Genomic DNA, 26,061 nt, shown 5'->3' with positions numbered 1-26,061 from the left:
GAGCCACCGCTTCACCCCGAGTCGACAGGAGAACCCCCGTGCGCCTGCTCCGACCCCACCTCCGCCGGGCCGCCCTCGCGGCGGCCCTGACCAGCCTCGCCGCCGTGGCCGGCCCGGTCGTACCGGCCCACGCCGCCGGACCGCCCGCCGCCGTCCTGGACAGCGGCCACCAGAGCGTCACCTGGCAGAGCCCCGCGTACCCCAAGGGCACCCTCGGCGGGGCGAGCTCCTGCCCGGCCGTCGCCCAGGACCCGGACGGCACGGTCTGCGGCCGCTTCGACCTGACGGTGAACGTCCCGAACGGCTACTGGGACGACAACCCCGAGGGCGGCGTCCCGATCTCCGTCCAGTGGCAGAACCCCACCGACGACTTCGACCTGTACGTCTACGACGCCAACGGCAAGGAGGTCGCCGAGAGCGCGGGCACCGCCGACCCGGAGGCGACGGTGATCCCCAACGCCTCCGGCACCTACCACGTCCTGGTCGTCCCGTACGACGTGCACGGCGGCTCCTTCACCGGCCGCGCCTACCTGCCGCAGACCGCCGACGCGGGCGACCTCACCTCCTTCGGCGGCGGCCGGGGAAGCTACGACATCACCGCGGGCACCCTCAAGGCCAAGGTCGACTTCCTCGCCGACGACCAACTGCGCCTGCGCGCCGCCCCGGACGGGGTCATCACCGACCCGGCAGGCAGCACGATGATCCGCAAGCAGCCCGGACTCCAGCCCCGCACCTCCTCGTTCGACGCCGGCGACTACTACGGCGTCCGGGCCGGCCACGTGGTGCTGCGGGTCTACAAGCACCCCCTGCGGTTCGGCCTCTACCAGGCCGACAACCGCACCGCGATCTGGCAGGAGGACGCCCCGCTGCGCTGGTCCACCAGCGGTCTGCGGCAGAGCCTGACCCGCGGCGCCGACGAGCAGTTCTTCGGCGGCGGCGAGCAGAACGGCAGCTTCTCGCACCGCGACCAGACCGTCCACGTCGCCAACAGCACCAACTGGAACGAGGGCGGCTACAACAACTCCCAGCCGTTCTACGTCTCCAGCGCCGGCTACGGCGTCTTCCGCAACACCTTCGCCCCCGGGATCTACGGCTTCGGCTCGCCGGTGCGCACCGGGCAGCAGGAACGGCGCCTGGACGCCTACTACTTCACCGGCGACGTCAAATCCGTCATCGGCCAGTACACCTCGCTGGTCGGCAAGCCCTTCATGCCGCCGGTCTACGGCCTGGAGCCCGGCGACTCCGACTGCTACCTGCACAACGCCAACCGCGGCGAACGCCACACGACGGACGCCCTCAAGGTCGCCGACGGCTACGTGCAGAACCGGATGCCGCTCGGCTGGATGCTGGTCAACGACGGCTACGGCTGCGGCTACGAGAACCTCCCGCAGACCGGCGAGGGCCTGCGCAAGGACCACGCCCAGCTCGGCCTGTGGACCCAGAACGGCCTGCCCAACCAGGCCGAGGAGGTCAAGGCCGGAGTCCGGGTCCGCAAGCTCGACGTCGCCTGGGTCGGCAACGGCTACGGCTTCGCGCTGAACGCCTGCGACCAGGCCAAGTCCGGCATCGAGGAGAACAGCGACGCCCGCGGCTTCGTCTGGCTGCCGGTCTCCTGGGCCGGCGCCCAGCGCTGCGGCGTGCTGTGGAGCGGCGACCAGAGCCTGTCCTGGGACTACATCCGCTGGCAGATCCCCACCTACGCGGGCGCCACCATGTCCGGCATCGCGTACGACACCGGCGACGTCGGCTCGATCTTCCGCCGCGACCCCGGGATGTACACCCGCGACCTGCAGTGGAAGGCCTTCCTGCCGACCATCATGACCATGGACGGCTGGGCCAAGGACATGACCGGCAAGCAGCAGCGCGACCAGCAGCCCTGGCTGGACGGCGAGCCGTACACCTCGATCAACCGCAAGTACCTCCAGCTCAAGGAGCGCCTGCTGCCGTACATGTACACCCTGTCCGCCGAGGCCACTCGCACCGGCGTCGGCGCCGTCCGCCCGCTCGCCCTGGAGTACCCGCACGACCCGGCGGCGCTCGGCCCGGACGCCGAGTACGAGTTCCTCGCCGGGCCGGACTTCCTGGTCGCCCCGGTCTACTCCGACACCTCGGTGCGCAACGGCATCTACCTGCCCGAGGGCACCTGGACCGACTACTGGACCGGGCGCACCTACCAGGGCCCCACCACGGTCAACGGCTACTCCGCCCCGCTCGACACCCTGCCGGTGTTCGTCAAGGGCGGCTCGATCGTGCCGATGTGGCCGCAGGGCACGCTGTCCTGGCAGAACCGCGACCGCACCGAACTCGACTACGACCTCTACCCGCAGGGCGACTCCTCGTACACCCTGTACGAGGACGACGGCGTCACCCGCCAGTACGACGCCGGGTCCTCCGCCACCCAGCGCGTCGACGTCCGGGCGCACGGACCGGTCACCAGCGTCGAGGTCGGTGCCAGCGAGGGGAGTTACACCGGCAAGCCGGAGGCCCGCTCGTACCGGTTCACCGTGCACGGGCAGTCCGCCCCGCGCCTGGTCGTCACCCAGGGCGGCCCGCTGCCCGAGCTCGACTCGGCCGCCGCCCTGGACTCCGCCGACTCCGGCTGGTACCACGACGGGGCGACGGGCGTCACCCACATCAAGACCCCGCAGGTCTCGACCGACGACGAGTTCTCCCTCCACCTGATCCGCTGATCCACGGCGGCCGCCGGCCGACCAGCCGGAGGCATCGCAAGAACGCTCGACGCTAGGACTCCTGCCGGAACGCCCCCGGCCCTCAGCAGCCCGTTCGAGGCCATTCCGGCCGCGACACGGATCCGGCCGGGACATCGGCCGGTCGGGTACGGAAGTGTGAGGCCACCCCGTCCCGGGGCCACCCCCGTGGCCCCGGGACGGGTGACTTCACGGCCACGACCGGCCGGGAGCGACCCGAGCCCGGGATGGTGGCATGACCCCGCAGGACACCCCGACCGCCGCGACCACCCGGCACGGCGACTTCGCCGAGCTGCGCCGGCGCGTCACCGAGGCCGGTCTGCTCCGCAAGCGCCCGCTGTACTACACCTGCCGCACCACCGCCCTGCTGGCCGCCCTCGCCCTGCTGCTGATCTGGTTCACCGCGCTCGGCGCGAGCTGGTGGCAGCTCGCCCTGGCGCCCGTACTCGCCCTGATCCTGGGCCAGTTGGCACTGCTCGGCCATGACGTCGCGCACCACGCGGTGTTCTCCGGGCGCCGGGCCACCGACCTGGCGGGCATCCTGCTCGGCAACCTCGTCGTCGGGATGAGCTACGGCTGGTGGGTCAGCGACCACAACCGCCACCACGCCCACCCGAACCGCGCCGGACGCGACCCGGCCGCCGACGCCATCCTGTTCGTCCGCACCGCCGAACAGGCCGCTTGGACAAGGGGGTTGAGGAGGACCGTCGCCAAGTACCAGGCGGAGCTGTTCTTCCCGCTGCTCTCCCTCCAGGCCCTCGGCCTGGTCGTCGCCACCGCCGTGACCCTCGCCCGCGGAAGGCTCCGCCACCCGGCGCTGGAACGGACCCTCGCCGTGCTGCACTACGCCCTCGCGGCGGGCCTGCTGCTGGCCGTCCTCACCCCGCTCCAGGCGCTCGCCTTCGCACTGCTGTGCGGCGCCGTGCTCGGCGTGTACCTGGGCTGCATCTTCGCGCCCAATCACAAGGGCATGCCGATGACCGGCCCGGACGAGGCGCCCGCCGACTACCTGCGGCGCCAGGTGCTGCCCTCCCGCAACCTCCGCGCCGGACCGTTCACCCACTTCGTCTTCGGCGGCCTCGGCTACCAGATCGAGCACCACCTCTTCCCGGCCATGCCGATCGCGGCCCTGCGCCCGGCCTCGCGGATCGTGCGCGCCTACTGCGCGGAGGTCGGCCTGGCCTACCGCGAGGCGGGCCTCGTCGACTCGTTCCGGGAGATTCTGGAGGACCTGCGGGCGGTCGGCCGCTCCGTCGACGCGGCCCCGGCGGCGCCCCCGGCAACGGCGCTACCCGGTGCGCGCGCCGACGGCGACGCCACCCCGGCCGAGCACGAGGCCGTCCGGTGAGCCGCGTCCTGTCCACCGCGGAAGCGGCCCGCACCGCCGGACCGGACGCCCCGGGGCCCGACGGCGGCCGGCTGCGCGTCCTGATCGTCACCGAGTCCTTCCCCCCGCAGCTCAACGGCGTCGCCCACAGCGTGCTGCGGACCGCCGAGCACCTGACGGCCCGCGGCCACACCGTCCTCGTGGTCGCCCCGGCGACCCGCACCCTGCGCGGCCCCGAGCGGGTCGGCGGCTACCGGGTGCTCAGGGTCCCGTCCGTACCGCTGCCCGGCTACCCGGAGGTGCGGATCGCCCTCCCCGGCGGGCAGTTGGCCGCCGCGATCGACCGGCACCGCCCCCAGGTGGTCCACCTGGCCGGGCCGTTCGCGCTCGGGGCGACCGGCGCCGGCGCGGCCCGGCGGGCCGGGATCCCGACCGTGGCGGTGTTCCAGACCGACATGGCGGCCTACGCCAGGACCTACCTCCCCTTCGCGGGCGAGGCCGGCGCCCGGACGGCCTGGCGGATCCTGCGGCGCGTCCACACCGCGGCCGCGCGCACGCTGGCGCCGTCCCAGGCCTCACTGGGCGCGCTGGCCGCCCACGGCGTCCCCCGGCTCCACCTGTGGCCGCGTGGGGTGGACCGCGAGCGGTTCCACCCGCGCCACCGCGACGAGGCCCTGCGCCGCCGGCTCGCCCCGCGCGGGGAGGTGCTGGTGGGCTATGTCGGGCGGCTGGCCGCCGAGAAGCAGGTCGACCGGCTGGCGCCCGCCTCCCGGCTCCCGGGCGTCCGGCTGGTCGTCGTCGGCGACGGCCCGTGCCGCGGCCCGCTGGAGGCCGCCCTGCCGGACGCGGTGTTCCTCGGCCGCCGCACCGGGCACGAACTCGCCCGGCTGTACGCCTCGTTCGACGTGTTCGCGCACACCGGGCCGTACGAGACCTTCGGCCAGGTGCTCCAGGAGGCGATGGCCAGCGGCCTGCCGGTGGTCGCACCGGCGGCCGGCGGGCCGCTGGACCTGGTCCGGCCGGGGCGGACCGGCTTCCTGGTGCCGCCCGGCGCGGGCGAGGAGTTCCGCACGGCGGTGGAACGGCTCGTCCGGGACCCCGGCCTGCGGGCGGCCTTCGGCCGGGCGGGCCGCGCCGCCGTGTCCGAGCGCAGCTGGGAGGCGGTCGGCGACCGGCTGATCGGGCACTACCGCCTCGCGATCGCGGAGACCGCCGGGCCGCCGCGGCGCTGAGCCCCCGCCCCCGCCCCCGCCCTCGCCACACCCGCCACGAAGCCCACCGAAGCCGCCCTCCTCCCGCCTCACGAAAGAACCGGCCCCCGTGCAGCACCAGCCCCTCGCCGCCGACTACACCCCGAGCACCGAACCCGCCGCCGACACCGCCGTGTTCCTGCACGGGCTGGGCGGCTGGACCCACAACTGGGCCGCCCTGACCGACCGGCTCCGCGGCTCGGTGCACTGCCTGGCCCTCGACCTCCCGGGTTACGGCCGGTCGGCGCCCCCGCCCGGCGGCGTCGTCACGGTCGAGGGGCAGGCCGCGGCCGTCGCCGCCCACCTCGACCGCGCCGGGCACCGCCGGGTCCACCTGGTCGGCAACTCCCTCGGCGGCCTGACCGCCCTCCGACTCGCCGCCCACCGGCCCGAGTTGGTCGCCACCCTGACCCTGCTCGCCCCCGTACTGCCCGCCCTGCCCCCGCCCCAGGCCCTGCGCGCGGCCCTGCTCGCCCTCCCGGGCGCCCCGCGCCTGTACGCCCGGCTGCTCGCCGAGCGGAGCCCGGACCGCCAACTGGACGACCTCTACCGCCTGATCTACGCGGACCCCACCCGGGTCCGCCCCGACCAGCGCGCGGCGGAGGCCCGCGAACGCCTGCGCCGCAGCGAACTCCCCCATGCCGGAGGGATGTTGGCCGCCGGCATGCGCGCGGTGGTCCGCGCCTCCCTGCACCGCGGCGCCGCCTCCCCCTGGCACCAGGCCTGCCGGATCACCGCCCCCACCCTGTTGGTCTACGGCCGGGAGGACCGCCTCGTCCCGTTCCGGCTCGCCCCGCGCGCCTACGCCGCCTTCCGCGACGCCCGCCTGCTCACCCTGCCCGACACCGGCCACGTCGCCATGCAGGAACGCCCGGACCTGGTCGCCACCGCCTTCCGCGCCCTCCTCGCCGACGCCGGCCGGCCCGTCGAGGGAGCCGGCCGATGATCACCCAGGTCGCGAGGTACTGGGAGGCCAGGCACCCGCCCGCGGTGGCGATGTTCCCGTCGGCGTGGAACGGCGCGTTCAGGACGGCAGGGAGGCGAGCCAGTCGGTCAGGATCCGGTTGACCTCCTCGGGGCGCTCCTGCTGGATCCAGTGGCCGCAGCCGTCGAGCACGTGTGAGCCGACCAGGCCCGGGAGGCTGGTGGGGAAGGCGCCGATCGCGTCGGCCAGCCAGGTGGTGGAGGCGTCGTGGCCGCCGCCGACGAACAGGGACGGCTGGGTGATCGGGGCGCCGTCGAAGGCGGCGAGGTCCGCCCAGTCCCGGTCCATGTTCCGGTACCGGTTCAGTGCGCCGCTCAGGCCGGTCCGCTCGAACTCCCCCGCATAGACGTCGAGGTCCTCCTCACCGAGCCATCCGGGCAGTCGGCCGACCGGGAACCGGTCGCGCAGCGTCCCGCCCCGGCTCACGAAGTGCGGGTCCGGCGCGGACGGTGCGGGCATGGTGTCCGCGGACATCGCCGCGTAGAACCCGGCGAGCCAGCCGCGCACATCGGGCTCGACCTCGGCCTCGGCCCGACCGGGCTCCTGGAAGTAGGAGACGTAGAACTCCTCCTCCCCGCCGCCGAGTCGGCCGAACACCTCGCTGGGCCGCGGGCCGCCACGCGGGACGTAGGGCACGCTGAGCAGCCCGACCGCCCGGAACACCTCCGGCCGTACCAGGGCGCAGTTCGCGGCGATCGTCGCGCCCCAGTCGTGCCCGACGATCGCCGCGGACGGCTCACCCAGGGCCCGCACCACCGCGACGGCGTCCTCGACCAGGTCGAGCATCCGGTACCCGGCCACCGCCAGGGGCCGGGAGGATCGGCCGTACCCGCGCACGTCCATCGCGACCGCCCGGTACCCGGCGGCGGCCAGTGCCGGCAGCTGGTGCCGCCAGGAGTACCAGGACTCGGGGAAGCCGTGCACGAGCAGCACCAGCGGCCCGCTGCCCTGCTCCACCAGGTGGATCCGACCCGCCGGCCCCGGCACCAGCCGGTGTGTGCGATCCGCCGTCCGCTGCGACATAAAACCCTCCGAGGCCGTCGTTCCGTCGTTCCGTGGTTCCGCAGTTTCGCGCACGCCGGGCCGGTGCCGTTGCCACCGGACCGCGGCTGCGCACCGATCCTGTCGCGCGCACCACGAGCGAGGCCAGAGATGTTGCCGATTCGGCACATCACGCCGACCCGGCAGGGTCGAGGCACCGGGTTCGTCGGCGATGCGCCCAGGCCGACCGGCCCATCAAGCAGGGCAGGCCCCCGCATCGCGGGTGCGGGTATCCCTACCAGCGGGAGCCGCATATCAGATGAAATTATCTATTTTCGAGGAAGCCAAATCCCCCATATATCTCTTTCGCCACTTCCATACTCACCTGTCCCGCACATGCCACGGACACTCGACACCGTTCTCCGGATATGCGACAGTCGCTTTCGACCACGTGGTTCTGAGGAGCACGAGTTGCCCGTTTCCAGGCGTTTGATATCGCCCGAAGGGCGCATCTGGGAGACCGACGAAATCGTGGCCCGGGTATTCGGTGCCACCGAACTTCTTGAACGCCGCGCCGTCGGACCCGGTTCGCGGGTGATGATGAGCGGGGCCAATTCGCCGGAATGGGTCGTCGTTCTGCTCGCGCTCATCCACCTCGACGCCTCGGTGGTCCTGGCCGATCACCGAGCGGCCCCGGCGCAGCGGGAGCGGATCCGCGCCCAGGCCCGCGTGGTGCTCGACATCGGCGACGGCGGCGACATCGGCGACGGCGTGGACGGCGGCGAGGACCGCGGCGTGCTCTCCACCACGGGCGCCGCCGCGAGGCCCCGCCCCGCACCGCACCCGGCGGCCGAGCCCGATCCGGCGAGCTGGGCCCTGCGCCGGGACGCCGCGATCTCCTGGTCCTCGGGGACGACGGGCAGCCCCAAGGGCATCGTCCGCTCCGGCCGTTCGATCCTGGACAACCTCACGCTCAGCGCCGAACGGATAGGCTACCGGCCCGACGACGTCTTCCTGCCCGTACTCCCCTACTCCCACCAGTACGGCCTGTCGCTGGTCCTCTGCTGGTGGCTGGGCGGCGGCACCCTCGTGGTCTACGGGCCGACCACGCGCCTGGACCACGCGCTCGCGGTCGGCCTGGAGCACGGCCTCTCCGTCGTCGACGCGGCCCCCTCGACCTATTACGCCCTGCTCAACCTGCTCGACCGCCGGCCCGCCCTCGCGAAGGCGCTGGAACCGGTCCGGGCCTGGTGCGTGGGCGGCGCGCCACTGGGGCGCAGCCTGGCGGCCCGGTTCCACGCCCGCACGGGTCGGCACCTGCTCGACGGCTACGGGGCGACCGAGGTGGGGAACATCGCGCTGGCGCCCCCCGACGATCCGGTGGGGTGCGGCACCCCGCTGCCCGGGGTGGTCGTCGAGGTCCACGACGACCGCGGCAGGCCGCTGCCCAGCGGTCGGCTCGGCGAGCTGGTGGTCCGCACCGAGGGTCTGATGACGGGCCGACTCGGCGACGACGGCGAGATCGTCCCGGTGCCGGGCCCCGTCCACCGCACCGGCGACATCGGGCTGCTCGACGACGCCGGCCGGGTCTTCCCCGTCGGGCGCCGGCACGCCGTGCACCGTGACGGCCACACCCTCTACCCCGACCACCTCGCCGAGCGGGCCGAGTCGGCCGGCGCGCCGACGCAGGTCGTCGCGGTCCCCGACGCCCGGCTGGGCTGTCGTCTGGTGTTCGTGATCACGGACCCGGACGGTCACCACCCCGCGCACTGGAAGCAGTTGCTGCGCTCCGTGCTCGCCCGCTACGAGCGGCCCGATCACATCGTCGTGCTTCCCTCACTGCCCCTCACGAACACGGGAAAGCCCGACCGGGCCGCTCTGGAGAAGATCGCCATGACCTCGTTGTCCGCATCGACCCCACTGACCACATCGACCCCGTTGTCCACATCGACCCCGCTGACCGCATCGCACGGGACGACCACCGAAGGGACCGGGTCCGTCGACGCGACCGACTACCGCATCCCGTTCGCCGACCGGGTCGAGGCGCTGCGCGCGGTGCGCCGGTACGTGGCCGAGCACGAGGACGCCGTGCTGCGGATCCTCACCGAGATCTCGCCCCACCGCACCGCCGCCGCGGAGATCCGGTCCTTCCTCGCCACCCTCGACGGCGCGGAGGAGGAGGTCCGTCGCGTCCGGCCCGGCCATGTGCCCCGGGCCGCGGTCTTCATGCCCTCCAACATCCCGCTCTATTCCTATGCGCTCTACATGCTGGTGGCGGCCCTGTACAGCGAGAGAATAACCTTCCGGCCGTCCTCCGAGATCACCGGCCAGATGCAGCGCCTGCACGACCTGCTGGCCCCGGTGCACGGCCTTCCCATCACCCTTTCCGAATTGAGCCGGCGCAAGTTCGTGACGGGACCGGTGCGCGAAGCCGACCTCATCGTCTTCACCGGCGATTACGCCAATGCCGAGACCATTCGCGAGGGGCTGGCGGAGGACCAGCTCTTCCTCTACTTCGGCCACGGCATCAATCCCTTCGTGATCGCACCCGACGCCGATCTCGCCCTCGCCGTGCACGACGTCATGAGGATCCGGCTCTACAATTCGGGCCAGGACTGCTTCGGCCCGGACGTCGTGTTCGCCCCGAAGGGCCGCGCCGAGGACTTCGTCGACCGGCTGGCCGCCGAACTGGCGTCGCTGCGCTTCGGGCCGAACGACGACCCGGCCGCCGACTACGGTCCGCTCTTCTACGACTCGGCGCTGGTGGACTGCTCGGACTACCTGGTGCGGCACGCGCGCCGCATCCGGCACGGCGGGCGCATCGACCTGCCGTCCCGCAAGGTGGAGCCGACCGTGCTGCTGTGGGGCTTCGACGACAAGCTGCCGCTGGAGGAGATGTTCGCCCCGGTGTTCAACATCGTGGCGTACCCCAGCGCGAGGCTGCTGCGCGAACGCCTGTCGAGCCCCTTCTTCAGCGAACGCGCCTTGGGCGCGATGGTCTACGGGAACGACCCGGAGACGGTGGAAGTCCTGACGAAGCGTCACCGCACCTGCGTCAACCACACGCTGCTCGACGCCGAGGACGGCAACCGTCCGTTCGGCGGCTTCGGGTTGCGGGCCAACTACCTGTCCTACGGCGGCGAGCGGCGTGCCGAGCCGCTGCTCGTCTCGCAGGCCGTGGCGCGGGTGCTCCGAACGTCCCTGCCTGTCACGGCAGTCGGGGAGTGAACCAGGTGAACGAACGAGCAGAAGGGCCGCTGCGCAAACGGTACCCGGACGCGTGGTCGGCGATCGTCGACCTGCTGGTGGCGAACGGTGTGGACACCTGCTTCGGGCTGCCCGGCGACGACTTGGAGCTGCTCCGCGCCCTGGACGGCGCCGGCCTGGACCTCGTCCCGTGCCGGGACCAGCGCAACGCGGTGTACATGGCCACCGGTTACGCACTGCAGTCCGGCCGGCTCGCCGTCTGCGCGCTGGGCAAGGGCCCGGCCGTCACCCACGCGGCCACCGGGCTGCTGGAGGCGCGGGAGTCCGGTGCGCCCGTCCTGGTGCTCGCCGCCGGCGGGCCCGAACACCGCCGGGGCAGCGGCGGGTTCCAGGAGCTCGACCAGGTCTCCGTGACGGCGCCGCTGGTGCGCTGGGCGCACCGGGTGGGGCATCCGGACCGGGTCGTCCCCGCGACGGTGACGGCGCTCACCCGGGCGCTGGGCCCGCCGGCCGGACCGGTCTACCTGGAGGTGCCCGACGACGTCCGTACGGCGGAGGTCCTCGTCGCCGGACCGCCGCCGACGCTGCCCGAACCACTCGTCCTCGACCCGGTTCCGGTGGCACCCGGGCCGGCGCTGGCCGCGCTCCGCGACAGCCGCCGCCCGGTGGTGCTGGTGGGCGGCGGGATGCGGCACCGCAACGGCGGCGGTGCGGTGGAGCGCTTCGCCGAACACCTCGGCGCGGCGCTCTTCACCACCGCCTCCGGCCGCGGTGCCGTCGACGAGCACCACCCGCTGTTCTGCGGCGTGGCCGGCCTCTACGCCGCTGGCCCCGCACGGGAGTTGTGGTCCTCCGCCGACCTGGTGGTGTCGCTCGCCGGGCGGCTGGAGGAGACGGTCGTCGAGGGCGGGACGCCGTGGCCGCCGGTCCCGGTGGTCCAGGTCAACGTGGACCCGGCCGGACTGTCGGCGGAGTTCCCGGGCCCGCGCGTACTCGGGGACGCCCGGCACGCCGTGCTCGGCTGGTCGCGGGCCCTGGAGGAGGACGGCGGAGCCGGGCGCGCGGCGGCGCTCGGGGCGTGGGCGGACCGGATCGCCGCCGCCCGCAAGGCCCTGTCGGCCGACGCGGCAACGGAGTTGGCCCGTGCGGCGGCCCTGCCGGGGATCCGCGTCGCCGAGCTGCTCGCCGCGCTGGACGCGACCGCGGGCGAGCCCCGCGTGCTGGTCCAGGAGAACGGGCTGCAGGACATCTGGTCCTACGGCTTCCCGTTCCGCGTCGGCGGCGGGTCCGTCGTGCCGTCGGAGCAGACCCCGCTGGGCTTCGGGGCGGCCGCGGCCATCGGGGTCAAGCGGGCCGCCCCGGACCACGAGGTCACCGCGTTCATCGGGGACGGCGCGTTCCTCGCGGCCCGCGCGGACATCGCCGTCACCGCCCCGGCCCACGGCGGCGTGCTGTACGTGGTGCTGTGCAACGGCGGCTACGGCTGGCTGGACGCCCAGCGCGCCCGCCTCGGCCTCGACGCCGAACGCCACCCCTTCACCCGCCCCGGCGCGCCGCCGCCCGCGGTGGACGACGGGCCGGACCTCCGCTGCCGGGTGCTGCGCGACAAGGCCGCGCTCACCGAGGAGATCCACGAGGCGCGACGGTTCTGCGCCCGGGGCGGCACCGCCGTGCTCATGGTGCCGGTCGCCGCCGACGACGTCCTCCCGGCCCTCCGCGACGCCGGGGTGGTCCCCCAATGACCGGCGGGTGGGGGCGGGTTGACGCCGGGCCCGGCCGGTCCCGGCGCCGGGTGGTGGTCACCGGGTACGGCGCGGTGACGCCGCTCGGCCACAGCGCCGACGAGACGTGGACGGCGATGCTGGCCGGGCGCAGCGGCATCGCCGCCGTGGACGCGATCGACGTGACCGGTCTCGACGTCCGGATCGGCGGCCAGGTCCGCGGCTTCGTACCCGGCCAATACATGCCGCGGGCGGTCAGCCGCCGCGCCGACCCGTACGCGCAGTACGCCCTCGCCGCGGCCCTGGAGGCGTGCGGGCACGCCGGACTCGTCGTCGACGACCGCCTGGCACCGCGGGTCGCCGTGGTGATCGGCAGCGGCTACGGCCCGGTCGGGTCGATCTACCGCGCCGCGAACACGCTGCGCGACCGGGGGCCGCGGGCCGTCGGCCCGTTCACCCAGGTCACCACCGCCATGGACAGCGCCGCCTGCGAGATCGGCATGCGGCTCGGCGCCCAGGGGCCCAGCCGGGCCCAGAGCACGGCGTGCGCCAGCGGCGCGGACGCGGTGGGCGCGGGGCTGCGCATGATCGCCGGTGGGGAGGCCGACGTCGCCGTGGTCGGCGGCGCAGACGCCTGCGTCACCGCCGTCGACCTCGCGGGCAGCGGCAACGCCCGGGCGCTGTCCCGGCGCAACGACGACCCGACGGCGGCGTGCCGGCCCTTCGACGCGCACCGCGACGGATTCGTGATGAGCGAGGGAGCCGCCGTGCTGGTGCTGGAGGCCGCCGAGGCGGCCGAGCGGCGGGGGGCGAAGGCGCTGGCCGAACTCGCGGGCTACGGGGCGAGTTCGGACGCCCACCACTGGACCGCACCGCATCCGCAGGGGCGGGGCGCGTGCCTCGCCGTCGAGGCGGCGCTGCGCGACGCGGGGATCACGGGGGCGGACGTGGACTACGTCAACGCGCACGGCACCGGGACGCTGCTGAACGACGCCACCGAGACGGCCGTCCTGCGCAAGGTCCTGGGCGACCGGGTCACCCGGATCCCGGTCAGCTCCACCAAGTCGATGACCGGGCACATGATCGGTGCGGCCGGGGCGGTCGAGCTGGTGGCCTCGATCCAGGCCCTCCGCACGGGCGACGTCCCGCCGACCGTCAACTGCGACGAGCCGATCGACCCGGACATCAACTTCGTGCCGCACCGGGCGCAGCACCACGAGGGCCTGCGGATCGCGCTCAGCAACTCCTTCGGCTTCGGGGGCCACAATGCCGCCCTCGTGGTCCGAGCGGTCTGAGGGCCGGCCGTGCACCGCCGCCCGGAACCGGCGCCGAGCCCGGAGACCGCCACCGCAACCGCCCGCACCGCCGCCACCGCCACCGCCGGCACCGCCACCAGCAACGGCACCGTCACCCGCAGCGGGCCGCTGACCTGGGTCCAGCAGTGGCACTGGTTCGAACGCACCCTTCCCCCGGCGCGGCGGGTGAACCCGACGCCGCTCGCCGACCACTGCCACGTCCCGCCCCCGGCCACCGTCGCCGACGTCCACGCGGCGCTCGCCGCCCTGACCGCCCGTCACGAGGCCCTGCGCACCACCGTCGACCCGCTGCGCCCGGTCCAGCACGTCCACCGGGCGGACTGGGCCCCGCTGCCGGTCGACCACCTCGACGTCCCCGTCGTCGACGCCGCCACCGTGGAGGCCGCCACGGCGGCGCTGGCCGCCCGCCCGATCGATCCCGAGCGGAACCCGCCCTGGCTCGCCCGGGTGCTGCTGGAGGCCGGGCGGCCGCGTGCGGTCCTGATCGCCGCCCACCACGTGCTGATCGACGGGTGGGGGCTGGCGGTGCTGCTCGACCAGCTGCACGGTCAACTCCTCGGCACAGCAGCATCGTTGGCGGCGTGCCCGCACCCGCTCGACGCGCTCGCCGCCCAGGCCCCGGCCCGTGCCCGGGCGGCGGAGCGGGAGTGGCTGATGCGCCTCGCGGACAACCCGACCGGCGTGCTGGCCCCGTTCCGCGGGAACGGGAACGGAAGTGGGAGCGGGAACGGGAGTGAGGGTGGGTCCGAGGCCGGCGCCGGTCGCCACCGCCTCCAGCACCGCTCGGTGGACGCGTACCACGACGTCCACCGCGTCGCCCGGCGTCACCGGGTCAGCCCGGAGGTCGTCGTGCTCGCGGCGCTGGCCCACGACGTCGCCACCCGCACCGGCGAACACCGGTTCCTCGCCTCGGTGGTGGTCTCCAACCGGGCCCGGGCCGCGCTGCGGACGGGCGTCGGCGTCCGGGCCCTGACCGTCCCGGTGCAGATCGACCTGCGCCCGGGCGCGGCCTTCGGCGAGGTGGTCGCCTCGGTCGCCGCCGCCTCCGCCACGGCCTACCGGCACGGTCAGTGGCGCCCCGCGGAACTCGTCGCCGCCCAGGCGCGGATGGACCGCCGCCGCGGAGTGCTGAGCGTGCCCGCCCTCGAGTACAACTGCTACTCCTGGCCGCGCGACTACCTGGTCCCCGGGTGCCCCACCCCCGACTCCCCGACCCCCGGGCGGGACACCGCCCCGGACGGGTCCGCCTCCTGGCTCCGCAGCGCGCCCGACGAGCCCTGCGACACCCTCTACGTCGACCTCGCCCTGGACGCCGGGGCCGTCACCCTCGATGTCACCGTCGGGGACCACCTGCTCGACGCCGCCCAGGCCGCGGCGCTGCCGGTCCGACTGTGCGCCCTGCTGCGCGCGCTCGCCGACGGTGCCGGGTGCCCCGTCCCGGCGCGCCCGCTCGCACCGGCCGTCCCCGGGTGGTGGCGGGCCCCGCAGGGGTGGGTGCGCCCGGCCGCGGTCGAGGAGGTGTTGCGCGGCCACCCCGGGGTGCTCGACGTGACGGTGGCCCCGGGCGGGAACGCCACGGGGGCGGACGACGGACCGTACCTGGTCGCCCGCGCCCGCACCGCCCCCGGTGTCACCCCGGAGGACCTGCACCGCCACGTCCTGGACCACCTCGACGCGGCGCCCGGCGTCCTGGCCCCGGGCCGCTACGTCCTCTCGCCGGTCGGCCACCCGCCCCGCCGCTCCACCACCGCAACGACCGGTACGCGCACGCTGCGGGTCCCGTGCCGCCCGCCCGTGACGGAGGCCGAACGGGCACTGGCCGAAGCCGTGGCCGCTGTGGCCGCCGAGGCCACCGCCGCACCCGACTGTCCACCGACCGGCTCCCCCGACGGCCGCGCCCGCCCCGACGGCCCGGGCGCCGTCGACCTGAACCGGTGCCTCGCCGAGCACGGCGTCACCCTGGTCGCCGTCCCCCGCCTGCTGGCGCTGCTCCACCGGTCCGGCTTCACCGGGATCGCGCCGGACGAACTCACCGGGACGGCCTCGCTCGTCCGCCTCGCCGCAGCCCTGGAGCCGCTACCGCCCCGCGCCCACCGTGGAGGAGGCACCTCACCATGACCACCACGCCCCGCAGCACCGCACCGTCCGTGGACCGGCTGGCCCCGTGGGCCTTCGCCGCCTTCGTCGAGGCGAACACCCACGAGACGGCGTACCGCCCACCGGTGGTGGACGGCCCCGTCGGGCCGACCATCGTCCGCAACGGCCGCGAGCTGGTGAACTTCGCCAGCATCAGCTTCCTCGACCTGGAGCGCCACGTCCCCGTGCGCCGTCACTTCGCCGAGGGGGCGCTCGCCCACGGCCTGAGCACCAGCGGCTCCCGGATGACCCAGGGGATCTGCCGGCCCCACCAGGTGCTGGAGGAGACGATCGCCCGCCACACCGGCAAGGAACGCGCCATCAGCTTCGCCACCGGACTGCTGGCCAACATCGGCTTCGTGCACGCCATGAGCAGCTCCGCGCACTTCGACGACGGGATCGAGGTCCGCAACCACGACACGGTCTTCGTCGTGGACCGCGACGTCCACTGGAGCATCTGGAAGGGCCTCCAGGGCCTCGGCTACGGCCGCACGGTGCACGCCTTCCGGCACAACGACGTCGCCGACCTGGCCCGTGTCCTGGACCGGGTCCGCGCCCGCAAGACCGTGGTGATCGCCGAGAGCATCTACTCGGCCGACGGCACGATGGGGCCGATCGTGGAGATCCTCGACGAGTGCGACCGGCACGGCGCCGTCAGCATGATCGACGACGCGAACGGCTTCATGGTCTACGGACCGGAGCACCGCCCCTACGCCCGCGAGGCGGCCGCGATCCGGGAGCGGGCCGACTTCGTCATGGTGTCGCTGTCCAAGGCCATCGGCCTGGAAGGCGGCGCGATCGCCGGGCCCGCGGCGGCCGTCGACGCCTTCGAACTCCTCTCCGGCACCTCGATGTTCACGGCCGCCATCCAGCCGCCGACCGCCCACGCGGCCGTCCGCACGATCGACGCCCTCGCCGAGGACCCCCGGATCGTCGACACCTACCTGGCCCACGCCGCCCGCCTCCGCCGCCGGATGCACGAGGCCGGGACGGCGACGACACCGACCGAGTCCTACATGCTCTCGGTGCCGATCGGCACCGACGCCGCCGCCCTGCAGATGCGGGAGTGGTTCGTCGAGGACGGCTACCTGGTGCCCGTCTTCTCCTACCCGGCCGTCCCGCGCAACCAGGCGCTCCTGCGCCTGTTCCCGCACGCGGGCCATACCGAGGAGCAGCTGGACGGCTTCCTGCGCACCCTCCTCGACTACCGGCGGCGGCTCGGCGTCTGACGCCCCGCCATATTCATCTACCGATCCCCGCCCCCCAACTCCCGAGGGAGGAACCCGTGGTGGACAACACCGACATCCTCGACGCCATCGCCGAGATCGTCGAGGAGGTCCTCGGCATCGACTCCGCCGAGGTGAGCGCCGAAACGTCCTTCACCGACGACCTCGACGTCGACTCGCTGGCCATGATGGAGATCGCCGTGGCGGTCGAGGACCGGTTCGAGGTGCGGATCCCCGACGACCGGGTCGCGGAGCTCCGGACCGTCGGCGACGCGGTGGACTACGTCGCCGAGCACCGGTGACCGCCGTCGCCGCCCGGGAGGCCGGGCAGCCGTGACCGTCCTCGACCGCTTCCGGCTCGACGGGCGCGTCGCCGTGGTCACCGGCGCCTCCTCGGGGCTGGGCGTCGCCTTCGCCACCGCGCTGGCCGAGGCCGGCGCCGACGTCGTGCTCGCGGCGCGGCGCGCCGAGCGGCTGGCGGCCGTCCGCACCGCCGTCGAGAAGCTCGGCCGCCGGGCCCTCGCCGTACCGACCGACGTCACCGAACCGGCCCACTGCCGGGCCCTGGTCGACGCCGCCGTGGGCGCGTTCGGGCGGTTGGACATCCTCGTCAACAACGCCGGGATCAGCGGCGAGCACCCCGCGACGGAGGAGACGCCGGAGCAGTTCCGCGAGGTCGTCGACACCAACCTCCTCGGCTCCTACTGGACGGCCCAGGCCGCGGGCGCGGTGATGCGGCCCGGCAGTGCCATCGTCAACGTCTCCAGCATCCTCGCGCTGGTCACCGGCGGTCTGCCGCAGGCCGCCTACTCGGCGTCCAAGGCCGGGATCCTCGGGCTCACCCGCGACCTCGCCCAGCAGTGGACCCCCACCAAGGGCATCCGGGTGAACGCCCTCGCCCCGGGCCTCTTCCCCTCCCCGATGACCGACGGCTACGCCGAGGGCTACCTGGAGGCGATGATGCCGCGGGTGCTCTCGGGCCGCCTCGGGCGGCCCGAGGAACTCGCGGCGGCCCTGGTCTTCCTCGTCTCCGACGCGGCCTCCTACATCACCGGCACCACCCTGACCGTCGACGGGGGCACCCACATCGCCTAGAAGCCGGGCACCGGTGAACGCCGCCCCGGCCGACCACGGCCGCCGACAGGCCGCAGGCGGCAGGCGGATCCGGAGCGGAGCGAGGGCCGTCACCCGGTGGCCGTGAGGACGTCCAGGAATCGCGCGTGGTCGACCGAGACCGAGATCCGTGTCCGGGTGCCCGCCGCCGGCCGCGCACCCCAGGCGCCGCGCTCGCGGTACACCTCGACCTCGCGGAAGGCGCAGACGGATTCGTCGAGCGCCACGGCCGCCGCGAGCGGGTCGTGGAAGGCCTTGCCGGCGCGGCGCTTGCCCAGGTAGACCCCCATGCCCTCCCGCACGAGCGCCATCCCGGGCGTGAGCCGCCGCGCCGACAGCGCGGCGTGCATCGCGCCGTCGTAGACGACGCCGTGGCAGACGTTCTTCGAGACCAGCACCCGCTCACCGACGTGGGGCGATTCCAGCAGCCTCGACGCGGCGTCCGGAGCGCCGTTGAAGTTGAACGTCGGGCAGGTCTCGCGTCCCTCGAACTTGGGGAGACGGTGTTCGGGCGGGACGACCGAGTCGCCGGCGAAGCCGCCCTGCGCGACCCAGCGGGCGATCCGCACGTCCGGCTCCCGCTCCAGGAGCATTCCGGGGTTCTTCAACGGCGCCCCCGTGAGCAGCGTCACGTCCCCTCCGGTGAGGGCCTCCCGCAGCAACTGCCAGGCCTCGGCGTCGGGTTCGCGGGCCGGAACCTTCCCGAGCCATCGGCGGTGGAAGCCCGACACCGGCTTCACGTCGGCGCCGGGCCGGTACGCGCCGACCGGCACGGGCACCCCGAGGCGTCCGAGCAGGTGCTTGACGATGCCGACCTGCTCATCCGATCCGGGCATGACCGTCACGGCCACCAGGCGTGCCCACGGATGGGTCGCGAGGGCACACAGGGTGAAGACGTCGTCCGGGTCGCCGGTCTCCATGTCGAACACGATCGGGATCGCCATGCCCGCGACCGTACCGATCCGACGGAACGTCACCAACGGAATATCGGCGCACCTGCGCACGCCTCGACCGGGAAGCCGGTCGTGCTGGTGGCCTCGTCGTTCCCGTCGGCGCGGTTCCGGTAGACGGAGCGGATGATCCGGCGCGACAAACACAGCCCGGCGCGGCCCGGCGCGGTTTCCGCGGACCGGACCCACTCGTCCCGCGGAAACCGCGCCCACCTGCGCGGGCGCCACATCGAGGCCGTCATCCCGGAGGAGAACGGACCTCACACGCTCAGACCGTGGTCAGGTCACGCGCCCCGATCAGGTCCTGCCACTTCATGGCGCCGGCGGGGTCCTTCCACCACACCCTGAGGAGGTAGCCCTTCGGGAGGATCGACCGGACGGCGTTCAGACAGGCGGTCCGGTCCCCGTCGATGTCGCACGGGCCCTGGGGGTCGTTGATGACGACCTCGCCGAGCGACATCCGGTTCTTGACCATCTGCCAGGCCAGCTTCGTCTCGACGAGCCCGTTGGCCGGGCCGGAGGAGTGCAGGAAGGCGGCGATCTCCTGGGCGTCGGCGCCCTCCCCGCTCGGGAGCGCGCCGCTGAGCGGGTAGGAGTCCCCCTCCCAGCCCTGGACGATGACGGTCCCCCAGGCGGGGTCGCCCTTCTGCCACCCGGGAAGCCTGCCGAGGATCTGCTCGGCGAACTTCTCCCGTCCGTCGTTGTGGACCAGGACGGGCGTGTCGCCCGCGAGCACGTAGTAGGTGTGCAGTTCGTCGACGGTGAGGTTGTAGGCGGGGGCGGAAGCGCTCCGGTGCCGCACGGAGACGACCCGGACCGCCGCACCGGTGTCGGTGCGCAGGGTGTCGCCGGGCCGCAGGTCGGCCGCGTCGGTCCACCGGGCGCTGTTCTGCGCCCAGAAGGGGTGGTTGTCGGTGGCGGTGAGGGTGGACGTCCCACCGTCCGGGCCGGCGACGGTGAGGTCGGTGAACTCGGTGTCGTTCGGGTTGGAGATGGTCGCCCGGACGGTCCGCGGGCCGGACACGCCGGTCTGCGGGTCGGCGGCCGTGACGGCGTCGCCCACGTGGACCTGCTCGATCGGGCGGGTCGTTCCGTCGGCCATCAGCACGAGGGTGCCGGCGGGGAAGCTGTTGAAGCCGGGAATGCGGTCGAGGAACTTCCGGACCTGCGTCGCCGCCTTCCTGCCCTGGTTGGCGGCCCACTTGCCGACCGCGACACCGGCGTCCGCGAGCTTCGGGCCCCACTTGAGGGCATCCTTGGCAATGGCGTTGACGCTCTTGAGGCCGAGCAGTGCGCCGGCGCAGCCGGTCACGATGTCAGAGGTGTCGGCATAGCCGGCGAAGCCCTCGCCGACGTACCAGGCGCAGTTGACGGCTCCGGCGGCCGGGCCGATCTCCGGGACATAGCTGGCGAGTCCGAGGACGGTGTGACCTGTGCCGGAGAACCAGTCGTACCAGGTCCGGAAGAACTCGGACGGAGCGTTGTAGTCGTGCAGCACCGACAGCGCCACCTGCTCCGACAGCCGCCGGATCGCGTCCTCCCGCTGCGCCTGCCGGACGGCGTCCAGCTGGGCGTTCTCCGCGATGGAGCGGGCCTCGTCGCGGCTCTTCCCGGCGTTCTCGGCGGACTGGCGGGCGGATGCGACCGCCGCGTACGCGAGGTCTGCGGAGCCGCGCGCGGCAGCCGCGCTGGCCGCCGCATAGGTGGCCGAGTTCTGCGCGGATTCGGCCGCCCGGTTGGCCGTGGCCTGGGCGGTGCGGGCGCTGGCGGCGTAGCCGGCGGCCTTGGTGGCGGACGCGTCGGCCTGGTCGGCGGCGGTCTTGGCCTGCTGGGCGAAGCCGGCGGCCGCGTTCGCCGCGGCGTTCGCCTGGGCTGCCGCGGTGTTGGCGGCGTCGGCGGCGCCGGCGGCGACGGCCGCGTACTGGGCGGCCTGGGCGGCGTTCTGCTTGGCGAGGGCCGCGACCTGGGAAGCGCCGTTGACGGCGTTGTCGATCGAGGCGACGTGCGTGGCCGTCAGGCTGTCCTGCTGCTGGGCCTGGTACTGGCCGATCAGCAGGAAGTCGGTGAGGACCGGGTAGGGGCCTTCCATGGCGATCTGGGCGGCGGACTTGACCTCCGCGCCGCCGGTCTCGATGAGTCGGGAGGCCGTGAGGCGGTCGTCGACCGCCTTGGCCTCGTACCGGCCACGGGCGAGGAAGGTGACGAGGGCGTCGGGGGTGTTGGTCTCCAGCGCCGCCTTGGCGGCCTGCTGGAGGTGGGGCCCGCCGGTCTCGATGAGCTGGGAGACCTTGACCCGGTACTGGCTGAGCGCCGCGGTGTGCCGGCCGGTCCGGAGGAAGGCGTGGACCGCGGCGCCGTCGCCGGCCAGCGCGGTGCGGGCCGCGGTGCGGACGGTGTCGTACTCGCTGTTCTCGGCGAGACGGCGGGCTTCGGCGCGCTCGTCCTGCTCGGACGAGGTCTGCCAGGCGGTGCGGACGTAGTCGACCACGGCCTCGTCGCTGCCACTGAGGGCGTACTCGGCGGCGGACTTGGCCCACGGACCGCGGACCTTGAGGGCGGCGAGCGCCATCCTGCGGCCGTCGGCGACCACGGTGGCCGGGTCGGCGCCGGGCTGGGACGCGCGGGCGGCGAGTTGCACCGCGTCCTGATCCAGGCGCAGCGCCGCGGCCGTGGCGTCGTCGGCCGCGTGCCGGCCGGCGTCGTAGTCGGCCTTCAGGTCCTGGGCCTGGACGATGCCGTCGGCCGTGCGGGAGTTCTGCTCCTCGGCCTCGGAGGCCAGTGCCTGGGCGTGCACCTGGCGGGCCTTGGTGACGGCGGTGTCGGCGGCGGCGGCGGCCTGCCGGGAGCTGTCGGCGTGGGCGGCGGACTGCTGGGCCGCGTTGGTGGCGTTGCCGGCGTTGGCGGCGGCGTTGCGCGCGGACTCGGCGGCCCTGGTGGCGCGGTCGGCGGCCGAGTTGGCGGCGTCGCGGGCCTCGGCGGCGGCCTGGCCGGCCTCCTTGGCGAACTTGGCGGCGGCGTTGGCGGAGCGGGTCGCCTCGCCGGCGTTGCGGCGGGCCTTGGCCGCGGCCTGCCTGGCCTCGGCGGACGAGGCCCCGGCCCGGTCGGCGTAGGTGCCGGCCTGGTCCGCCGCGTCGGCGGTGGCGTTCACGTCGGCGACGGCGGACGCCGCCTTCTCGGCGGCGTACTGGGCCTCGATCGCGGCCTTGGAGGCATTGTCGGCGGTGGCGCCGGCGGCGCGCGCCTGGGTGGCGGCCTGGGTGGCGGCAGCGGCCGCGTCCTCGTCGACCTTGCCGGCGGCGGCGGAGGCGAGCGCGCGGGTGGTGGCCTGGGCAGCGCCGGCGGCGGCGGCCGCGGCACGGCCGGCGGCCACGGAGGCGCGGTTGGCGGCCTGGACGGCGGCCCGGGCCGCGGCGATCGAGGCCCGGGCCGCGTCGGCGGCGCGCTGGGTGGCCTCGGCGGCGCGCCTGGCGGCGGCCGTCGCCCGCTGGGCGTCGTCCTTGGCGGCGAGGGTCTCGGCGACGGCCTCGTCGGTGGCCTTCTTCGCGAGCGCGGCGGCCTCGACGGCGCGGTCGGAGGCCTCCTTGGCGGCGTCCTTCTTGCGTGACGCCTCCGCACCGGCCTGCTGCGCCTGCTGGACCAACTGGTCGATGGTCGCGTGTTCCTGGTCCCGGGCCGCGGCGATCTGCTGACCGGTCTCCAGGAAGGTGCGGATCTCCTCCGCGCTGCCGTCGAGGGCGATCTGGGCGGCCTGCTGGGTCGCGGGGCCGCCGGTTTCCAGGAGCTGCGAGACCCGGACCCGGTTGTCGGTCTCCTGGAGCGAGAACCGGCCCTGTTCCAGGAAGGCCTGGATGTCGGCGGTCGGCTTGTCCAGCACCGCGAGGGCGGCGGCCTTGGTCCGGGGGCCGGCGGCCTCGGCGATCTGGGAGACCAGGACCCGCTGGTCCTGCTCCAGCGGTGCCTTCCAGCCGTCCTTGGCGAAGGCGGCGACGCCCTGGTCGGTGCCGGCGAGCGCCGTCTCGGCGGCCGCGCGCAGCCGGGGGCCGCCGGCGGTGACCATCTGCAGGAGGGCCGCCCGGGTGTCCTTCGTCTCGGCCTTGGCCAGCTCGCCGTCCTGCGGGTTCTGCGGCGTGCCGAGGAACAGCCGGACCTGGTCCGAGGTCCCGGCCAGGGCGATCTCGGCGGCTGCCTTGACGCTCGGGCCACCGACCTTCCAGGCCTGCAGCACCCGTCCACGGTCCGTCAGCGGCGGGGTGGGCGTCGTCCCGTCCGCCGTCGCCGGGGCGACCGAGAGCGCGGACGCGAGCAGCGCGACCGGCAGCACCGTGCGGCACAGCAGCCTCAGCCCGGCCCTCCTTCCCCGGTGTGCCAGGCCTGTCGAAGCTGAACTCATGTTTTCCTCGCAAAATGTCGGACGGAGTGACATCGGACGAAGTGATGTCGGACGGAGCGGTATCGGACCGATTGATTCTGGACGGAGTAATTCCGGGCAGCACGGAAGCAGCGCGGAACACGGCCGCGGAATTACTCCGGTCTGGCCGTACGCATCCGTTCACCGCAGTGGTGGAGCTCCATGAGAGTCCGCTTCGACGATCGAATCAAGCGCTGGCAAAGCGGCGGCAAATGTCTGTTTCAGCCGCCTTGCCGGGGATGTGCGCCCGGCCCGTCGGCCGGGAGAGGTGCCGTGCGGGAAGGGATCGCGTGCTCCGGGCACCGTGGGGCGCGGTGACCGCCGGCCGCCGGCCGCCGTCACGGGTCGGCGGGGCGCACCGGGCTGTCGACGCAGTGCACAGGACTGTCGACGCAGTGCAAAAAACGCCGGGCCGTGCCCCTGCCAGAATTCACCGGGAGCCACTCGCGTCGAATTCCCGTATCAATGCGGCCGCGCCCGTGATCGGGTGTGAAGCCCATTCCTCGGGTTCTCGTACCGGAGAACCGTCATTCCTGGTGATGTCTCGAACCGCTCCCGAACCGATCCCGAACCGATGAGGAGTTATGAAGAACCTTGCAGGAAATCGCGGCTTGACAGCCGTGGCGACCGCTCTCGTCCTGTCCACCGTGGCGGGCTGGGGCACCGCTTCCGCGGCGCCCGCCGGCGCCGCGCCGACCGCGGCGGCGGATGCGCCGGCCGCCGCGGTGGAGACCTTCGCCTACCCCGGTTCGGCGCAGATCCTGGCGGCGCGGGGGATCACCCTGACCCGCGGCGACGGGGGCATCACGCTGACCGACTGCGGCAAGGCCGGGAGCTTCCAGATCAAGGTGCGGGCGATCACCACGCCGCCGAACCCGAACGACGAGATCTGCTTCGCCGCACCGGGCGCCTCCGGGTACCTGGCGCTGTCGATCCCGAACGCGTACCGGGTCAGCACGTACGGCCGCTCGGTGCGGGCGAGCCTGTCGACGGACCAGAAGCCCACCGAGACGGTCGACGTCGCCGCGGGCGGGAGCAAGGGCATCGGCGAGACGCTGGACCCGAACAGCCGGGCGGTGCTCCTCGAACTGCGCGTCACCGGATCCACCGCCACCGCGCCCGCACCCCAGCCCACCGACCCGGCACTCGCCTTCACCGCCAGGATCAACGTCGGTGACGGCAAGCGCTCCTGCACCGGCACGCTGGTGGACCGGTACTGGCTGATGACGGCGGCGTCCTGCTTCACCGACACCCCGAACGACCTGTCCACCGTCACCGCCGGCGCGCCGAAGGACAGGACCACCGTCACCGTCGGCCGCACCGATCTCACCAACACCGGCACCGGCGCGGTCGTCGACGTGGCCGAGCTGGTGCCGCGCACCGACCGCGACCTGGTGATGGCCCGTCTGGCCACGCCCGTCGACGGCGTCGTGCCGGCCACGGTCGCGGGCACCGCACCCACGGCCGGAGAGCAGCTGCGCATCCCGGGCTACGGCCGCACCGCCACCGACTGGGTGCCCACGAAGCTGCACACCACCACCCACGCGGTCGCCGCGGTCACGGCGACGGGTGTCGACACCGCGCCGGCCGCGGGCCAGGCCGCGCTCTGCCAGGGCGACGCCGGCGCCCCCACCCTGCGCGACACGAACGGCACCGCGGAACTCGCCGCCATCGCCACCCGCTCCTGGCAGGGCGGCTGCCTGGACACCCCCTCGACCGAGACCCGCACCGGTGCCAACGCCAGCCGCGTGGACGACCTCGGGCCCTGGGTCAAGGTACTCAGCTACCGTACGGCGGAGGTCAAGGCGGGCCTGCACGTCCAGATCGTCGGCGGCAACAGCGCGCTGTGGGACACCGCCGTCGACCGCAGGACGAGCAACTGGCTCGGCACGTGGTCGATGATCGACAGCAGTGCCCTGACCGCGGTGGACAGCGTCACGATCGGCGACACCGTGCACGTCTTCGTGGTCGGAGCCGGCCGGGTCTACACCAAGGACGGCAAGGTCGGCGGCGCATGGACCCCGTGGCGTGAGGTCCCCGGTGGTGCCGCCGGGGTCCAGGGCATCACCGCGACCGCTCGCGGCAACACCGTCAGCCTGCAGATCCTCGGCTCGGACAAGACGGTGTGGGACGCCACCGTCGACTACGGCACCGGCAGTTGGAGCGGCTGGGTGAAGCTCGGCGACAACACCGCGGACCAGCTCAGCAGCGCCACCACCCCCGACAACGTGGTCCACCTGTACTCCGTCGGCACCACCGGCAGGGTCTACACCCGCGACAAGCTGACCAACGGCAGCTGGACCGCATGGGGCGAGATCCCCGGTGGCGCCGTCGGTGTCCGGGGCATCACCGCCGCCGCCCGCGGCTACACCGTCGACCTGCAGATCATCGGCGGCGCCGGCGACCTGTTCACCACCTACGGCCACTACGACCGCGGCTACTGGGACCAGCAGTGGCAGAAGGTCAGCGACAACCGCCTGAAGGCGATCAGCAGCAGCGCCGAGGGCAACGTCGTCCACCTCGTCGCCGTCAACGAGGACGACAAGGTCTACAGCCGCGACGCCGACTACAACGCCGGCCAGTGGACGCCGTGGATCGAGATCCCCGGCGGCGCCACCGGAGTGAAGGCCATCACGGCCACCACCACCGGCTGACCGTCCCGAGCGGGTGGGCGCCCGGGGGGAGCTGGTCGCCGACGGTACGGCGCTCGCGGAGCGCACCGGGCTCTGCGGA

15 protein-coding genes and 1 pseudogene are annotated in these 26,061 nt (G+C 74.0%); 12 read left to right on the top strand and 4 right to left on the bottom strand.

Annotated elements, in window-relative coordinates:
* Positions 1–38 precede the first annotated feature (38 nt).
* From ABTY61_RS00245 to ABTY61_RS00230, 4 genes are all read left to right on the top strand, one after another.
* On the top strand, positions 39–2,690 hold the full coding sequence (locus ABTY61_RS00245; RefSeq protein ID WP_502895175.1) for a glycoside hydrolase family 31 protein: 2,652 nt from the start codon (positions 39–41) through the stop codon (positions 2,688–2,690).
* A gap of 253 nt (positions 2,691–2,943) precedes the next feature.
* The gene (locus ABTY61_RS00240; RefSeq protein WP_350502605.1) at positions 2,944–4,056 is read left to right on the top strand and encodes a fatty acid desaturase family protein; all 1,113 of its coding nucleotides are present in this window, start codon (positions 2,944–2,946) and stop codon (positions 4,054–4,056) included.
* Positions 4,057–4,127: 71 nt separating this feature from the next.
* The gene (locus ABTY61_RS00235; protein ID WP_350503063.1) at positions 4,128–5,267 is read left to right on the top strand and encodes a glycosyltransferase family 4 protein; all 1,140 of its coding nucleotides are present in this window, start codon (positions 4,128–4,130) and stop codon (positions 5,265–5,267) included.
* An 88-nt stretch (positions 5,268–5,355) separates the two neighbouring features.
* Positions 5,356–6,231, top strand: a complete 876-nt coding sequence (locus ABTY61_RS00230) for an alpha/beta fold hydrolase (protein ID WP_350502604.1) — start codon at positions 5,356–5,358, stop codon at positions 6,229–6,231.
* Here the strand turns inward: ABTY61_RS00230 and ABTY61_RS00225 are convergent.
* A pseudogene (locus tag ABTY61_RS00225) lies at positions 6,200–6,316 on the bottom strand (AraC family transcriptional regulator); the annotation flags it as partial. The gene ABTY61_RS00230 and the pseudogene ABTY61_RS00225 overlap by 32 nt on opposite strands.
* Entirely contained in the window at positions 6,310–7,293 is a 984-nt protein-coding gene (locus tag ABTY61_RS00220; RefSeq protein WP_350502603.1) for an alpha/beta fold hydrolase, read from the bottom strand. The gene ABTY61_RS00220 and the pseudogene ABTY61_RS00225, both read right to left, overlap by 7 nt.
* A 489-nt stretch (positions 7,294–7,782) precedes the next feature.
* Between ABTY61_RS00220 and ABTY61_RS00215 the strand changes: the two genes are divergently transcribed.
* The 7 genes from ABTY61_RS00215 to ABTY61_RS00185 are packed head-to-tail and all read left to right on the top strand — an operon-like array spanning position 7,783 to position 17,952.
* On the top strand, positions 7,783–10,479 hold the full coding sequence (locus tag ABTY61_RS00215) for an aldehyde dehydrogenase family protein (protein WP_350502602.1): 2,697 nt from the start codon (positions 7,783–7,785) through the stop codon (positions 10,477–10,479).
* 5 nt (positions 10,480–10,484) lie between these two features.
* Entirely contained in the window at positions 10,485–12,200 is a 1,716-nt protein-coding gene (locus tag ABTY61_RS00210) for a thiamine pyrophosphate-binding protein (protein ID WP_350502601.1), read from the top strand.
* Positions 12,197–13,474 (top strand): beta-ketoacyl-ACP synthase II, encoded by a 1,278-nt coding sequence (gene fabF / locus ABTY61_RS00205; protein WP_350502600.1) that lies wholly within the window; start codon positions 12,197–12,199, stop codon positions 13,472–13,474. The genes ABTY61_RS00210 and fabF overlap by 4 nt, the downstream gene beginning before the upstream one ends.
* A 9-nt stretch (positions 13,475–13,483) precedes the next feature.
* Complete coding sequence (locus ABTY61_RS00200) at positions 13,484–15,613, top strand: condensation domain-containing protein (protein WP_350502599.1); 2,130 nt, start codon at positions 13,484–13,486, stop codon at positions 15,611–15,613.
* Positions 15,610–16,860, top strand: coding sequence for an aminotransferase class I/II-fold pyridoxal phosphate-dependent enzyme (locus ABTY61_RS00195; protein ID WP_350502598.1), 1,251 nt, complete (start codon positions 15,610–15,612; stop codon positions 16,858–16,860). The genes ABTY61_RS00200 and ABTY61_RS00195 overlap by 4 nt, the downstream gene beginning before the upstream one ends.
* Positions 16,861–16,916: 56 nt before the next feature.
* Positions 16,917–17,159: an acyl carrier protein gene (locus ABTY61_RS00190; protein ID WP_350502597.1), complete on the top strand. Its 243-nt coding sequence runs from the start codon at positions 16,917–16,919 to the stop codon at positions 17,157–17,159.
* Between the two features lie 31 nt (positions 17,160–17,190).
* Positions 17,191–17,952 carry an SDR family NAD(P)-dependent oxidoreductase gene (locus tag ABTY61_RS00185; RefSeq protein WP_350502596.1) on the top strand — a complete coding sequence of 254 codons (762 nt, stop codon included), beginning with the start codon at positions 17,191–17,193 and terminating at the stop codon, positions 17,950–17,952.
* Between the two features lie 89 nt (positions 17,953–18,041).
* Here ABTY61_RS00185 and ABTY61_RS00180 read toward each other — a convergent pair whose 3' ends face one another.
* Entirely contained in the window at positions 18,042–18,914 is an 873-nt protein-coding gene (locus ABTY61_RS00180; RefSeq protein WP_350502595.1) for a nucleoside hydrolase, read from the bottom strand.
* A gap of 274 nt (positions 18,915–19,188) precedes the next feature.
* A complete protein-coding gene (locus ABTY61_RS00175) occupies positions 19,189–23,310 on the bottom strand; it encodes a polymorphic toxin-type HINT domain-containing protein (protein WP_350502594.1) in 4,122 nt (1,373 codons plus the stop codon).
* A 638-nt stretch (positions 23,311–23,948) separates the two neighbouring features.
* Here ABTY61_RS00175 and ABTY61_RS00170 point away from each other — a divergent pair.
* Positions 23,949–25,982, top strand: a complete 2,034-nt coding sequence (locus tag ABTY61_RS00170; RefSeq protein WP_350503062.1) for a trypsin-like serine protease — start codon at positions 23,949–23,951, stop codon at positions 25,980–25,982.
* Positions 25,983–26,061: the final 79 nt, after the last annotated feature.

The organism is Kitasatospora sp. NPDC096128 (assembly GCF_040303105.1).
In the GTDB taxonomy this organism is placed as follows: Bacteria; Actinomycetota; Actinomycetes; order Streptomycetales; family Streptomycetaceae; genus Kitasatospora.
The sequence above is the reverse complement of the archived record's forward strand: the minus strand, read 5'-3'. Positions and strand labels throughout refer to the sequence as shown.

What these genes read in the sequence shown, in the direction of transcription:
- fabF (WP_350502600.1), top strand. Translation starts at nt 12,197, where the DNA reads ATGACCGGCGGGTGGGGGCGGGTTGACGCCGGGCCCGGCCGGTCCCGG.
- ABTY61_RS00220 (WP_350502603.1), bottom strand. Translation starts at nt 7,293, where the DNA reads ATGTCGCAGCGGACGGCGGATCGCACACACCGGCTGGTGCCGGGGCCG.
- ABTY61_RS00195 (WP_350502598.1), top strand. Translation starts at nt 15,610, where the DNA reads ATGACCACCACGCCCCGCAGCACCGCACCGTCCGTGGACCGGCTGGCC.
- ABTY61_RS00240 (WP_350502605.1), top strand. Translation starts at nt 2,944, where the DNA reads ATGACCCCGCAGGACACCCCGACCGCCGCGACCACCCGGCACGGCGAC.
- ABTY61_RS00175 (WP_350502594.1), bottom strand. Translation starts at nt 23,310, where the DNA reads ATGAGTTCAGCTTCGACAGGCCTGGCACACCGGGGAAGGAGGGCCGGG.
- ABTY61_RS00180 (WP_350502595.1), bottom strand. Translation starts at nt 18,914, where the DNA reads ATGGCGATCCCGATCGTGTTCGACATGGAGACCGGCGACCCGGACGAC.